The organism is Dietzia sp. JS16-p6b (genome assembly GCF_003052165.1).
In the GTDB taxonomy this organism is placed as follows: Bacteria; Actinomycetota; Actinomycetes; order Mycobacteriales; family Mycobacteriaceae; genus Dietzia.
In genome coordinates, this window is sequence record NZ_CP024869.1 from 35,181 (window position 1) to 48,393 (window position 13,213).

At 70.0% G+C, this 13,213-nt stretch carries 10 protein-coding genes and 1 tRNA gene; 6 read left to right on the forward strand and 5 right to left on the reverse strand.

Annotated features, from left to right (window positions below; all coding sequences use genetic code 11):
* Position 1 precedes the first annotated feature (1 nt).
* From CT688_RS00165 to CT688_RS17970, 4 genes are all read right to left on the reverse strand, one after another.
* Positions 2 to 1,444: an FtsW/RodA/SpoVE family cell cycle protein gene (locus tag CT688_RS00165; protein WP_107755255.1), complete on the reverse strand. Its 1,443-nt coding sequence runs from the start codon at positions 1,442 to 1,444 to the stop codon at positions 2 to 4.
* A 3-nt stretch (positions 1,445 to 1,447) separates the two neighbouring features.
* Complete coding sequence (locus CT688_RS00170; RefSeq protein WP_107755256.1) at positions 1,448 to 2,962, reverse strand: PP2C family serine/threonine-protein phosphatase; 1,515 nt, start codon at positions 2,960 to 2,962, stop codon at positions 1,448 to 1,450.
* Positions 2,959 to 3,417 carry an FHA domain-containing protein gene (locus CT688_RS00175; RefSeq protein WP_107755257.1) on the reverse strand — a complete coding sequence of 153 codons (459 nt, stop codon included), beginning with the start codon at positions 3,415 to 3,417 and terminating at the stop codon, positions 2,959 to 2,961. Before CT688_RS00175 ends, CT688_RS00170 begins: the two co-directional genes overlap by 4 nt.
* Before the next feature lie 86 nt (positions 3,418 to 3,503).
* Positions 3,504 to 4,382 (reverse strand): DUF3662 and FHA domain-containing protein, encoded by an 879-nt coding sequence (locus CT688_RS17970; RefSeq protein WP_107755258.1) that lies wholly within the window; start codon positions 4,380 to 4,382, stop codon positions 3,504 to 3,506.
* Positions 4,383 to 4,592: 210 nt separating this feature from the next.
* Between CT688_RS17970 and CT688_RS00185 the strand changes: the two genes are divergently transcribed.
* The 3 genes from CT688_RS00185 (at position 4,593) to pntB (ending at position 8,184) form a co-directional block, all read left to right on the forward strand.
* Positions 4,593 to 4,675, forward strand: a tRNA-Leu gene (locus CT688_RS00185).
* Positions 4,676 to 5,171: 496 nt separating this feature from the next.
* Entirely contained in the window at positions 5,172 to 6,755 is a 1,584-nt protein-coding gene (locus CT688_RS00190) for a Re/Si-specific NAD(P)(+) transhydrogenase subunit alpha (protein ID WP_107757892.1), read from the forward strand.
* 4 nt (positions 6,756 to 6,759) lie between these two features.
* Positions 6,760 to 8,184: a Re/Si-specific NAD(P)(+) transhydrogenase subunit beta gene (pntB, locus tag CT688_RS00195; RefSeq protein ID WP_107755259.1), complete on the forward strand. Its 1,425-nt coding sequence runs from the start codon at positions 6,760 to 6,762 to the stop codon at positions 8,182 to 8,184.
* A 95-nt stretch (positions 8,185 to 8,279) separates the two neighbouring features.
* On the opposite strand, the gene CT688_RS00200 is transcribed toward pntB, so the two are convergent.
* Entirely contained in the window at positions 8,280 to 9,665 is a 1,386-nt protein-coding gene (locus tag CT688_RS00200; protein WP_107755260.1) for an ammonium transporter, read from the reverse strand.
* A gap of 403 nt (positions 9,666 to 10,068) precedes the next feature.
* On the opposite strand from CT688_RS00200, the gene glnT reads away from it, so the two are divergent.
* The 3 genes from glnT (at position 10,069) to CT688_RS00215 (ending at position 13,195) form a co-directional block, all read left to right on the forward strand.
* A complete protein-coding gene (gene glnT, locus CT688_RS00205; RefSeq protein ID WP_228549341.1) occupies positions 10,069 to 11,361 on the forward strand; it encodes a type III glutamate--ammonia ligase in 1,293 nt (430 codons plus the stop codon).
* Between the two features lie 84 nt (positions 11,362 to 11,445).
* Entirely contained in the window at positions 11,446 to 12,351 is a 906-nt protein-coding gene (locus CT688_RS00210; protein ID WP_107755262.1) for a glutamine amidotransferase, read from the forward strand.
* A 94-nt stretch (positions 12,352 to 12,445) separates the two neighbouring features.
* The gene (locus tag CT688_RS00215; protein ID WP_194305646.1) at positions 12,446 to 13,195 is read left to right on the forward strand and encodes a protein glxC; all 750 of its coding nucleotides are present in this window, start codon (positions 12,446 to 12,448) and stop codon (positions 13,193 to 13,195) included.
* Positions 13,196 to 13,213: the final 18 nt, after the last annotated feature.

A 13,213-nucleotide genomic window follows, 5' to 3' on the forward strand; every position in this document is an offset into this window, starting at 1 on the left:
CTCACCCGGCCTTCCGGACGCGGGCCAGCAGCGGGGTCCGCATCATGCCCGTGGCCGCCTCGGCGAGCGCGGGTGTCTGACGCGGGGTGGGCATCGGTCGACGGGCGTCGTGCGACAACCGGAGCAGGATGGCCAACAGGGCGTAGTTGGCGAGGAGGCTCGACCCGCCGTAGGCCATGAACGGCAGGGTGAGCCCGGTGAGCGGGATGAGGGTGGAGACCCCGCCGACCACCACGAAGACCTGGATGGCGACGGTGAACGCCAGGCCGACGGCGACCAGTTTGCCGAAGCTGTCCCTGATGGTCAGGCCCACCCGGATCCCGCGCAGGACGACGATCGCGTAGATCATCAGCACGGCCGCGAGGCCGATCAGGCCGAGCTCCTCGCCGATGGTCGAGGTGATGAAGTCGGTACCCGCGAACGGCACCTGGTCCGGTCGCCCGTTGCCGAGCCCGGTGCCGCCCATGCCCCCGGAGGCGAGCCCGAACAGGGCCTGTGAGCTCTGGTAACCGCCGGTGTCGAAGTAGGCGAAGGGGTCCTGCCAGATCTGGAACCGCACCCGCACGTGGCCGAACAGTGCGTAGGCCAACACGCCTCCGATGCCCACGAGGACGACGCCGATGAGCAGCCAGCTGATCCGCTCGGTGGCCACGTACAGCATGGTCAGCACGGTGGCGAAGAGCAGCAACGCCATTCCCAGGTCCGTGTTGAACACCAGCACTCCCAGGGAGAGGAACCACGCCACGATGATCGGCCCGAGGTCCCGCCCGCGGGGCAGGTCCACGCCGAGGATGCGACGTCCGGCGCTGGTGAACAACTCACGCTTCTCGACGAGGATCGAGGCGAAGAAGATGATGAGCAGGATCTTGGCGAACTCGCCGGGTTGGATGGTGAAGCCGGGCAGGATGATCCAGTTCTTGGCGCCGTTGATCTCGGAGAACCGGGCGGGAAGTACCGCCGGGATCGCCAACAACGCCAGGCCGGAGAAGCCCATGGTGTATCCGTACCGGGACAGCACCCGGTGGTCGCGGAGGAAGTACAACACGGCCGCCATGAAGGCCAGGCCGATCAGCGTCCAGAGCAACTGTCTGGTGACGTCCATCCCCGGCGGGTCGTTGCCGTTGGCCACGGCGCGCGCCGCGTAGGCCAGGTCGAGGCGGTAGATGAGCACCAGGCCGAGGCCGTTGAGGAGGGCGACGGCGGGGAGCAGCACGGGGTCCGAGTACGGCGCCAACCACCGGATCAGCAGATGCGCCACCCCGCACAGGCCCAGGTAGGCCAGGGTCAGCCAGAGCAGGGTCAGGCTCAGTTCCTGCTCCTGGGCCAGTTGGACGAGGAACAGGGAGAACCCGACGATCACCGACGCGGCGACGAGGAGGACGAGTTCCTTGCCGCGGCGGGGCGGGACGGTGACCGCGGGCGTTCCGGATGCGGGAGTGGTCACAGGTCAGCTCACCGCCCGGCAGTCGACCCCCGGCACCGAGGCCGGGGCGGGACGTGGAGTGGGTTCGGGGGAGGGCTCGGGTGACTGCTCCGGAGGGGGGCCGGGGGAGGTGGTGGGAGACGTGGTGGGCGCCGACGGCGAGGTGGTGGCCTCCGCCGGCTCCTCGCTCCTGCCCCCGTCGCGCCGGGGTGCACACGGCGGCAGCAGGTTGTCCTCGGCGAGTCGGAAGATCTGGGCCCTGGCGTCCGCGAGGCTGCCCGACGGCATTCCCGCTCGCACCGATTCGCGGGCCGGCTCGCTCAGATCGCCGATGGCGAAGACGTTGCAGGGCGACGGGAGCGTCCCGGCGTCGTGAAGGGTGAGCTCGTCGTCCTCGGTCAGACAGGCCTTCTGGCTCACGGAGGCGAGGGAGATGCCGAAGACCTCGCCCGAGATGCCGCGCTTCACCACCACCTGGCTGTCCTCCTCGGCGACGAAGTAGTTGCTCCGCACGAGCAGCGCGGAGACCCCGACGAGTCCCGCGATCAGCACGATCACCCCGACGACGCTCATCGCGAAACGCCAGCGGGTGCCGCGGGGGGCGGCGGGTTCCGGCTCGTCCGCGGCTCGCTGCTCCGTGTTCCCGGCCGGCGCCCCCTCGTCGGCCGTGTCCTCGGCGCCTCCCGTGCCGTTCTGGGAGGCGACCTGGGCACGGGAGAAGGCCGCGGCCCGACCGGCGGCGGTGTCGGCGTTGACGGCGATCTCGCCGGGCTCGTCCGTCGAGGCCGCGCCCACGACCACGGGCACGACCGAACCGCCGCGTGGGGAGTCGACCACGTCTGCCACGACGACCGTCACGTTGTCGGGCCCTCCCGAGCGCAGCGCGAGCTGGACCAGGCGCTCGGCGGCGGCGTCGGCGGAGCCGGTGGCGAGGGTCTCGGCGATGGTCTCGGTGCTCACCGGGTCGGACAGGCCGTCCGAGCAGAGGAGGTAGCGATCTCCCACCCGGGCTTCCCGGACGGCGGTGGTGGGCTCGACGGGCTCGCCGGTCAGAGCCTTGAGGATGAGCGAGCGGCGCGGGTGCACGTGGGCTTCCTCGGCGGTGAGCTCGCCGCGGTCCACGAGTGACTGGACGAAGGTGTCGTCCTTGGTGATCTGCGTGAGGACGCCGTCGCGGAGCAGGTACGCACGTGAGTCGCCCACGTGGAGCAGCCCCATGCGTCGCCCGTCGAAGAGCAGCGCGGTCAGCGTGCAGCCCATCCCGTCGGCCTCCGGATGCGCCTCGACGTGCGCGGCGATCGCCCGGTTGCCCTCGTTCATCGCCCTGCTGAGCGCGCCGGCGAGGTCGGAACCGGGTTGGTCCTCGTCGAGCCTGGCCAGGGTCGCGACCATGATCTGACTGGCCAGCTCGCCCGCGGCGTGGCCCCCCATGCCGTCGGCCAACACGAGGACGCGGGGAGCGGCGTAGGCGGAGTCCTCGTTGTTCTCGCGCACCATCCCCGTGTGTGAGCGGGCGGCGTAGCTGAGCGACGGGGTCACGCGCGCAGCTCGATCACGGTCTTGCCGATCCGGATCGGCGTGCCCGCGGCCACCTTGACCGGTGTCGTCACCCGCGATCTGTCCAGATAGGTGCCGTTGGTCGAACCCAGGTCCTCGAGGAACCAGTCCGGCCCGTGGGGGGACAGCCTGGCGTGCTGGTTGGACGCGTAGTCGTCGTCGATCACCAATGTGCACGAGTCGGCGCGGCCGAGCAGGACCGGCTGCTCGGAGAGGGTGATGCGGGTTCCGGCCAGGGCGCCCTGGGTGACGACGAGGTGGCGTATCGCCTTGGTGCCGCGGCCGAGGAATCCACCACGACGCTCACCCTGGCCACCCGACCTCATCCCGACGTTGCCGAAGACATCGGTCTTCAGCGCGCGCAGGACGAGGTAGATGAACAGCCACAGCATCACCAGGAGGAGGCCACGCGAGAGTTGCAGAACGAGTCCCTGCACGAGTTCGGTCCTCCCTCTCCGGTCAGGTCACCTCGGGCAACGTGTGATCGCCCCCGGAGGTTCCCGGGGGTCCATGCCTGTCGAGGCTAGTCGAACCGGACGGTGATCTCCGAGTGTCCTACCCGGATCACGTCGCCGTCCGCCAGCTGCCAGTCCTGCACGGGGCCCTCGTTGACCGTGGTCCCGTTGGTGGAGCCCAGGTCGGACAGGACCGCCTCGCGGCCGTCGAAGTGGATGTCCGCGTGCTGCCGGGACACCCCGGTGTCCGGCAGGCGGAAGGCGGCGTCCTGGCCGCGTCCGAGCAGGTTGGACCCGCGCTGGAGACGGAACGTCCGACCGGATCCGTCCTCGAGGTGAAGTGTCACCGAGAGCGAGGCGCGTCCCTGGGTGATCTGCGTGGGGGCGTCGGACGGGCCGCCCCACCCGGTGTTCTGGGCTGCGGATCCGGAGCGGGTGGCGACGGGGTAGTTGGAGGCGGGTGCCTTCATGGGGTGTCTCTCCTGACTGGCGTCCGGCGGCGCGGGGACCGGCGACGACGGAGCCGGATGGCCCGGTGCCGGCGCCGGCGCGGCGGCCGAGATGTGGAAGGGGACCGCGTCGGGGTCCACGACCCCGTTGATGCGCAGCTGCCCGGTGTGGAGGTCGTCGCGCTCGACGAACGTGACCGTGACCGGGCCGTAGGTCTCCCACCCCTGCTCCGCGATGTGATCCGAGAGGTGGCGGGAGAAGGTCTTGACGGCCAGGGCCTCGTCCTCCGTGAAGGACGCGTAGTCCGATCGGGCGAGGGTGATGGTGTAGCTGTTGGAGACGAGCAGGTGACCGTCGACCACCTTGAGCGAGGCCTCCGCCTGCCTGCGTAGCTGTGACTCCACCTCGGCCGCGACCACCTTGCCACCGAAGAGTCGGGCGAAGGCGTCCCCCACCGCACCCTGGAGTGTGCGTTCGAACTTGCCGACGATTCCCATGAGTGCCTCCTCTTCTGTGGTGTGTGCCCGGTTCCGCGGTGTGCGTCTGGTTCGTCCGCCCCGCCACTCGTGTGGGCGGCATCCGGTCGATCATAGAGGCGGGAGCGGCCCGAAGCACGCCTCAGAACACCCCGGGGGCCGCGTGACCGTGCTCCACCAGCGGATTGGTACGGCCGGTGTGGCGCGTGTTAACGTATTCGGGCGTTACTCGGGCGAGTGGCGGAATGGCAGACGCGCTGGCTTCAGGTGCCAGTGTCCTTCGGGACGTGGGGGTTCAAGTCCCCCTTCGCCCACACATCCAGTGCAGCCGGGTTGCCCCGGAGAAGCCGGCCGACAGGCCGGCTTCATGCATTTCCGGGCGCGACAGAGCTCCGGCGGAGGGTGGTCGGACGGCGTCCACCCCACCTGAATCAAGTTCAATTCTTGTCGTGTCGTAAGCTCATCCAGACGTGCTCCCGGGTAGCGGCACCACCATGCCGAGGCCCGGAGGGCATTGCCGACCAGGTGGACGGAGCAGAGAGCACCCTCTCGCCCGCCCTGCCCGCGAGCTCGTACCCCGGCTCGCATCGAACTGATCGCCCGTGATGAAAGGCCCGAGACCGGTTTCCGACGCGATCCCGGATGACCCCACGCCGGGGCCGGCAACCGTGTAAGGATCGGACATCGTTCGTGGTCGGTCGTGCCGGTCTACCTGCGTCGCCCCATCACAACGCTGTCCTCCACAACGCTGTCTTCCACAATGCTGTCGAAGGAACCCCCATGGCCTCGAGCCTCGAAGAGATCCCCGATATGTCCCCGCAGACCGAGGTGCCGGATCCCGCCGCCGCCCCCTCGGTGATCGGCGTGGTCGCCGAGTCCGATCCCTCGGAGAGGCGGGTGGCCGCCACGCCGGCGACGGTGGCGAAGCTGATCGGCCTGGGATACCGGGTCGTGGTGGAGAACGGGGCGGGAACCCGCGCCGAGTTCTCCGACGCGGCCTACGCCGACGCCGGCGCCGACCTGGTCGACGGCGACACCGCCTGGTCGAGCGACGTCGTGATGAAGGTCGCCGTCCCCACCGAGACCGAGGTGACGCGACTGCGGCCGGGCGCCACCCTCGTCGGACTCCTGGCGCCCGCTCAGAACGAGCGGTTGCTGTCCGTCCTGGCCGAGCGCGGGGTCACCGCACTGGCGATGGACGCGGTTCCGCGGATCTCCCGTGCGCAGTCGATGGACGTCCTGTCCTCCATGGCCAACATCGCCGGCTACCGCGCCGTGATCGAGGCCGCCCACCACTTCGGCCGGTTCTTCACCGGACAGGTCACCGCGGCGGGCAAGGTCCCGCCGGCGAAGGTGCTGGTGGCCGGTGCGGGCGTGGCGGGTCTGGCGGCGATCGGTGCGGCCAGCAGCCTCGGCGCGATCGTCCGCGCGACCGATCCGCGTCCCGAGGTGGCCGACCAGGTCAAATCGATCGGTGGCGAGTACCTGCCGGTCGAGGTCCCCGACGAGGAGAAGGTCGTCTCCACGGACGGGTACGCCAAGGCGACGAGCGAGGCCTACGACCGGGCGGCGGCGGCCCTGTACTCGGCCCAGGCGGCCGACGTGGACATCGTCATCACCACCGCGCTGATCCCGGGCCGGGCGGCCCCGCGCCTGCTCACCGCCGCGGACGTGGCGTCGATGAGGCGCGGTTCGGTCATCGTGGACATGGCCGCCGCCCAGGGTGGCAACGTCGAGGGCAGCGTGGCGGACGAGGTGGTGGTGACCGAGAACGGCGTGACGATCATCGGGTACACCGACCTGGCCGGACGCCTGCCCGCGCAGGCCTCGCAGTTGTACGGCACCAACCTGGTCAACCTCACCAAGCTTGTCACCCCGGACAAGGACGGGCGGTGGTCGCTGGATCTGGACGACGTCGTCCAGCGCGGGGTGACCGTGGCCCGGGACGGGGAGGTCCTGTGGCCGCCCCCGCCCGTGCAGGTCAGCGCGGCGCCCGCCGCGGCGGCCGCCGAGCCGCTCGAACCGCCCGCCGAGAAGAAGAAGCTCTCCCCCCGGGCCAGGCTCGGCCTGATCGCCACGGGGATGGCGCTGCTCCTGCTGCTCACGGCCGTCGCGCCCGGAGACATCCCGCGCCACATCACGGTGTTCGTCCTGGCGATCGTGATCGGGTACTACGTGATCGGCAACGTCCACCACGCGCTACACACACCGCTCATGTCGGTGACCAACGCGATCTCCGGCGTGATCGTCGTGGGCGCACTGCTCCAGATCGGGATCGACAACACCGTCGGTCAGGTCCTGGCCACCATCGCGATCCTCGTCGCGTCCATCAACGTCTTCGGCGGATTCGCCGTGACGCGCCGCATGCTCGGCATGTTCTCGAAGGGAGCCTGAGGAGATGTCACTCGTGACCGCCGCCAACGCGGCCTACCTCGTCGCCGCGCTGCTGTTCATCATGTCCCTGGCCGGCCTGTCCAAGCACGAGACCGCCCGCCGGGGCCTGAGCTTCGGCATCGCCGGCATGGCGCTGGCGCTCGTGGCCACCGTCGCGCTGGTGATCGACCACCATCCCGCCACCACCGGGATCGTCCTCATGGTGGTCGCGGTGCTCATCGGCGCGACGCTGGGGCTGCTGCGTGCCCGGCGCGTGCAGATGACCGAGATGCCCGAGTTGATCGCCCTGCTGCACTCCTTCGTGGGCCTGGCCGCGGTGCTCGTGGGGTGGAACGGGTACCTCGAACCCGAGCTCCACGGTGACCTCTCCGGCGCGCTGCTGGACATCCACCACGCCGAGGTGTTCATCGGCGTGTTCATCGGCGCCATCACCTTCACCGGATCGATCGTGGCCTACCTCAAACTGTCGGCGAAGATGAAGTCCGCGCCGCTGGTGCTGCCGGGCAAGAACCTCATCAACGCCGGGATCCTGGTGGCGTTCGTCGCCCTCACCGTCGCGTTCGTCATCACGCCGGCGCTGTGGATGCTCGCGCTGGTCACGGCCCTTGCGCTGGCCCTGGGCTGGCACCTCGTGGCGAGCATCGGCGGTGGCGACATGCCGGTCGTGGTCTCGATGCTCAACTCGTACTCCGGGTGGGCAGCGGCCGCGACGGGATTCCTGCTCGGCAACGACCTGCTCATCGTGGTCGGTGCACTGGTCGGTTCCTCGGGTGCGTACCTGTCCTACATCATGTGCAAGGCGATGAACCGGTCGTTCATCTCGGTCATCCTCGGTGGCTTCGGCATCGAGGCCGCCGCGGGCGAGGGCAGGGACCACGGGGAGCACAGGGAGATCGACGTGGCCGGCGCGGCCGAGTTGTTGGCGGGCGCCTCGTCGGTGATCATCGCCCCGGGGTACGGCATGGCCGTCGCGCAGGCGCAGTACCCCGTCGCGGACCTCACCCGCACTCTGCGCGAGCGGGGCGTGGATGTGCGCTTCGCCGTGCACCCGGTCGCGGGCCGCCTGCCCGGTCACATGAACGTGCTGCTCGCCGAGGCGAAGGTGCCGTACGACATCGTGTTCGAGCTCGACGAGATCAACGACGACTTCACCGGCACCGACGTGGTCCTGGTGATCGGTGCCAACGACACCGTCAACCCGGACGCCGCCGAGGACCCCGGCAGCCCGATCGCGGGTATGCCCGTGCTCCACGTGTGGGAGGCGACGGACGTGATCGTCTTCAAGCGATCCATGGCCGCCGGGTACGCCGGTGTACAGAACCCCCTGTTCTTCCGCGACAACACCCAGATGTTGTTCGGCGACGCCAAGGACCGTGTCGACGACATCCTGGGCGCGCTCAAGGAGCAGCCCGTCGGCGCGGGCGGTTAGGGCTGTTCGCAGGCTCTCGGACGACGACGAGGAGGCGGCCCCACGCGGGACCGCCTCCTCGTCGTCGTACGGGGTGACCGGGTCGTACGGAAGGACTAGGTCGAGGACGCGGGCGGCGACGCCGTGGCCGCCTTCGTCTCCCCGGCCTCGCCGACCGCCGCGGCGTCGGTCCCGAGCCCGTCGCGCTCGAGTGCGCCGCCGTCGAGCCCGTCGCGCTCGAGTACGTCCTGGAAGTACGCCATCTCGCGGTGGTAGGCCTTGTCCAGGCCCTCCCGTTCGTCCTCCTCGGTGACCCGCAGGCCCATCGTCTTGTCCAGGACGAAGGCGATGAGCAGGGTGATGGTGAAGGAGTAGGCGAGGACGGCCGCCGTGGCCAGGGTCTGGGCGCCGAGCTGTCCGAACCCGCCACCGAAGAGCAGGCCCGCCTCACCGGCCGGGGAGGCGGGATCGGCGATCACACCGATGAGCAGGGTGCCGATGATGCCCGCGACCATGTGGAGTCCGGCCACGTCGAGGGAGTCGTCGTACCCCAGGCGGTACTTCAGGCCCACCGCGTAGTGGCAGACCACGCCGCAGATCAGGCCGATCGCGATGGCGCCGAGTGGGCTGACCGCCGCGGCGGCCGGGGTGATGCCCACCAGTCCGGCGACGAGCCCGGACGCCACACCGAGGGTGGTGGGGTGCTTGGCGCGGACCTGCTCGGTGATCATCCAGGCCAATGCGCCGCACAGCCCCGCGACCACGGTGTTGAGCGCGGCCACCGCGGCCGTGTTCCCCGCGGCCACGGCGGAGCCGGCGTTGAAACCGATCCACCCGGCGAAGAGCATTCCGGCGCCGAGGAACGTCAGGGGGATGCTGTGTGGCCTGCTGATCGTGGGGAAGCCGGCTCGTCGGCCGAGCACGAGCACCAGGGCGAGGGTCGCGACTCCCGCGTTGATGTGGATCGCGGTGCCGCCCGCGAGGTCGATGGCCCCCAGGTTGTTGGCGATCCACCCACCCGTGACCGAACCGTCGTCGGAATCGAACGCGAACACCCAGTGGGCCACGGGGAAGAACACCAGCACCGGCCACACGATGGCGAAGACGAGCCAGGTGGAGAAGCGCATCCTGTCCGCCACACCGCCGGCCACGAGGGCGACGGTGATCCCCGCGAACAGCATCAGGAACCCGGCGAACAGTGCGGGTGGTAGGCCCGGGGCCGCGGGTTCGGCCATGATGCCCCGGAGTCCCAGGTACTCGAGGGGGTCGCCGAGCAGGCCTGCGCCCCCGACCGAGTCGCCGAATGTCAGCGAGTACCCGATCAGGACCCACAGCACGGCCATCACGGCGACCGCGCCGATCGTCATCATCATCATGTTGAGCGTGCTGCGGATGCTGACCATGCCGCCGTAGAACAGGGCCAGGCCGGGGACCATGAAGGCCACCGCGACCATGGCCGCGAGCACCCAGGCGGTGTCTGCCGCCGCTATGGCTACGTCCATCTCTTTCTCTTTCCTCTGAGGCCACTCCCGGGCGGGGCGACGTGGGGACCATGCGTTTCACAGTGTGAACCTTTGTTGCTTTCTGCCAGGTACCGCGCCAGTTTCCATTCGGTTACCGCGCGGCGGACGCACCTGGCCTCGTGCCCGAGTCTTCGTGATTGAGCCAGCTCAGAAGCGTCCCCGACGGCCGGAAACCCGTAACACCGAGGTAACCAACCCCTCGTTTAGCCGCAGTATATTCTGACCACCAAGCAGAAACAGTGGATCAGGAGACGTCATGACAGTCACCGCAGACCCCTCCGCCGGGGTCGCCGACCGCGCGAACGGCGCGCGCAGGCAGTCGTCGTTCCCGGCGCTCGACTCCGACCGTGACCGCCTGAGCGCCCCCGGCGCTCTCGCCCGGATGGTCGCGGACACCGGGACGAGGTTCGTGCTGGCCGTGTTCACCAACCTCAGGGGCAAGCCGTGCGCGAAGCTCGTCCCGGCCTCCGCTGTCGACCAGCTCGAGGCCGGGGAGCTCGGGTTCGCCGGATACGCGGCCGACGCGATCGGCCAACAGCCCAGGGATCCCGACCTCCTCGTCGTCCCCGACCCCCGCTCGTTCACCCCCCTTGGCTTCATCAAACCCGGGCTGGCGCTGGTGCACTGCGATCCCTGGGTGAGCGGGGAGCCGTGGCGCTTCGCACCGCGCGTCATCCTGGGGCGGATGCTCGCCGACGCGGCGACCGACGGACTCGACCTCAAGGTGGGGGCCGAGGTCGAGTACTTTCTGGTCCGCAGGAGCGATGACGGGTCGCTGCGCACCGCCGACCCCAGAGACGACGAGTCCCACCCGTGTTACGACGCCCGGGGCGTGACCCGCATGTTCGAGCACCTCGCGGGTGTCTCGGACGCGATGAACGTCCTCGGCTGGGCCAACTACGCCAACGACCACGAGGACGGCAACGGACAGTTCGAGCAGAACTTCGCCTACGACGAGGCGATGGTCACCGCCGACCGGGTCATGACGCTGCGCTACATCATCTCCATGCTGGCCGAACAGCGGGACATGATCGCGACCTTCATGCCCAAGCCGTTCTCGGACCGGACCGGATCGGGAATGCACCTTCACATGTCCCTGTGGCGCGACGGGCACCCGGTGTTCCCCGCGGTCGGCGAGGACTCCTACGGGCTCGGGCTCTCACCCGTGGCGTACTCGTTCATCGCCGGCGTGCTCACCCACGCCGCCGGTATGCACGCGATCCTGTGCCCCACCATCAACTCCTACAAACGTATCGGCGCACGGACGACGGCGTCGGGGGCCACGTGGTCGCCCACGGACGCGACCTACGGCGGCAACGACCGCACCCACTACCTCCGCGTGCCCGACGGCAACCGCGTGGAACTCCGCGGCGGCGACGGCTCCGCCAACCCCTATCTGGCCGTCGCGGTGCAGCTGGCCGCCGGTCTCGACGGGATCCGGAGGGATCTCGACCCCGGCGTCCCGGCCACGGTCGGCGAGGCCACCCACACCCTTCCCCCGACCCTGCTCCACGCCGTGGAGGAGCTGGGGAGAGACGAGGTCGTCCGCGCCGCACTGGACATCGGTGGAGACGGGGTCGCCGACTACTACGCGGATCTCAAACGCGAGGAGTTCATCTCCTGGCACAACACGGTCACCCAGTGGGAGATCGACGAGTACCTGACCGCGTTGTGACACGCCGCGGCCCCCCGCCGCGCGGCTGTATCGCTCGACCCGACAGACACCACCCCCAGACCCGACAACACCAGGAGAACCCCCATGTGCGGCATCGTCGGACTCCACCTGCGCGACCCGGATCTCGAACCCCGGCTCGGCGACCTGCTCACCACCATGCTCGGCGAGATGACCGACCGCGGTTCGGACTCGGCCGGCGTCGCCGTCTACGGCAACCCCGACTGGACCCCGGCCGGATCGGCCACCGTCACCGTGCTCGCCGACCTCACCGACGGCCTCGACGCCCGGACGCTGGCCACCCGTGTCGGTGACCACCTGGGGCGCGAGGTGTCGGGCCGCGAGCTGGGTGCCACCGTCCTCCTGACCGCCGGAACCGACCCTCAGACCCTCGCCTCCGCCGTCCGTACCGCCCTCCCGGAGGCCGTCCTGGTGGGCCTGGGCTCCGAGCTCGCCGTCCTCAAGGGCGTCGGCCTGCCACTGGACCTGGCCTCGGGCTTCGGCCTACCGGGGGCCTCGGGATGGCAGGGCGTGGGGCACACCCGCATGGCCACCGAATCGGCGGTCACCCCCGCCGGCTCACATCCCTTCTCGGTGGGCCCGGACCAGTGCATCGTCCACAACGGGTCCTTCTCCAACCACGCCTCGGTCCGGCGCGAACTCGCCCGACGCGACATCCACTGCGACACCCTCAACGACACCGAGGTCGCCGCGCGGTTCGTGGCCGCCCAGATCGCGCTCGGCGCGGGGATCGACCAGGCACTCGCCGAGATGGCCGGCGTCCTCGACGGGTTCTACACGCTGCTGGTGTCGACCGCCGAGGAGTTCGCGGTCGTGCGGGACCCGATCGCCTGCAAGCCGGCGGTGATCGCCGAGACCGACCGCTACGTCGCCATGGCCTCGGAGTACCGGGCGATGGCGCACCTCCCGGGCATCGACGACGCACGTCTCTTCGAGCCGGAGCCGGGTCGCGTGTACCACTGGCGGCGCTGACCCCGCCCTCACGCAGCCCACCCACCGCGCAGCCCATCTACCGCGCAGCTCCACCGCAGCACCGCGGTGGAGTGCCCACCAGGAAGGAAGAACGATGACCGTGACGCCGGAACAGGCCTTCGCGCCGAGGGACCTCGGACCCGTCGGCGACGCGCCGACCGCCGCCCCGCACGTGATCGACGTCCGGGAGGCCGGGCTGCGCGAGACCAATCGGATCCTCCGGGAGTCCGACGGCACCGGCAGATACCTCCTCACCGCTCCCCGGGGGGCGCACGCGCTCGCCGTGGGCCTGACGGAACCGGACGAGGTCGTGATCGACGGGCCCACCGGGTACTACACCGCCGGGATGAACGACGGTGCCCACGTCACGGTCAACGGGAACGTGGGGGTCGGGGTGGCCGAGAACATGATGTCCGGGACGGTGCGGGTCACCGGGTCGGCCTCGCAGTCGGCCGGGGCGACGGCCCACGGCGGGCTGCTGGTGATCGAGGGAGACGCCGGCGCCCGGTGTGGCATCTCGATGAAGGGCGTGGACATCGTCGTCGGCGGCTCGATCGGTCACATGAGCTGCTTCATGGGCCAGGCCGGGCGTCTGGTCGTCCTGGGCGATGCCGGCGACGCCCTCGGTGACTCGCTCTACGAGGTCCACATCTACGTCCGGGGTCGCGTCGAGTCCCTCGGCGCCGACTGCGTCGAGAAGGAGATGCGGCCCGAACACCACACCGAGCTCCGGGAGCTGCTCGACCGTGCTGCCGTCACCGGGGTCTCGACCGGGGAGTTCCGGCGCTACGGCTCCGCCCGCACCCTCTACACCTTCGACGTGGACAACGCCTCCGCCTACTGACCGCCCGCCGCACCCCCG

Excerpts from the sequence above, each read along its gene's own strand:
- CT688_RS00215 (WP_194305646.1), top strand. The coding sequence starts at position 12,446 with ATGACCGTGACGCCGGAACAGGCCTTCGCGCCGAGGGACCTCGGACCC.
- CT688_RS00190 (WP_107757892.1), top strand. The coding sequence starts at position 5,172 with ATGTCCCCGCAGACCGAGGTGCCGGATCCCGCCGCCGCCCCCTCGGTG.
- CT688_RS17970 (WP_107755258.1), bottom strand. The coding sequence starts at position 4,382 with ATGGGAATCGTCGGCAAGTTCGAACGCACACTCCAGGGTGCGGTGGGG.
- CT688_RS00210 (WP_107755262.1), top strand. The coding sequence starts at position 11,446 with ATGTGCGGCATCGTCGGACTCCACCTGCGCGACCCGGATCTCGAACCC.
- CT688_RS00200 (WP_107755260.1), bottom strand. The coding sequence starts at position 9,665 with ATGGACGTAGCCATAGCGGCGGCAGACACCGCCTGGGTGCTCGCGGCC.
- glnT (WP_228549341.1), top strand. The coding sequence starts at position 10,069 with ATGGTCGCGGACACCGGGACGAGGTTCGTGCTGGCCGTGTTCACCAAC.
- pntB (WP_107755259.1), top strand. The coding sequence starts at position 6,760 with ATGTCACTCGTGACCGCCGCCAACGCGGCCTACCTCGTCGCCGCGCTG.